Here is a 227-nt window from a genome sequence, read left to right on the forward strand (position 1 = left end):
TCGATCCGGCGACGATCCGCCGCGATTTCTCCTATTTTGGCGCGCTTGGTAAAAAGGGATACGGGTATAATGTCAATTATTTGTTGTCGTTTTTCCGCCGGACGCTTGAAGAGGATGAGGTGACCGAAGTCGCCTTGTTTGGCGTCGGCAATTTAGGCACCGCCTTTTTAAACTATAATTTTTCGAAAAACAACAATACGAAAATCGTGATGGCGTTTGATGTCGAT

1 pseudogene is annotated in these 227 nt (G+C 45.8%); it reads left to right on the forward strand.

What is annotated here, in order from left to right:
• Positions 1-227, forward strand: a pseudogene (locus LD028_RS09835) (redox-sensing transcriptional repressor Rex); the annotation flags it as partial.

It is taken from the genome of Anoxybacillus sp. LAT27 (genome assembly GCF_022030075.1).
Classification (GTDB): Bacteria; Bacillota; Bacilli; order Bacillales; family Anoxybacillaceae; genus Anoxybacillus; species Anoxybacillus kestanbolensis.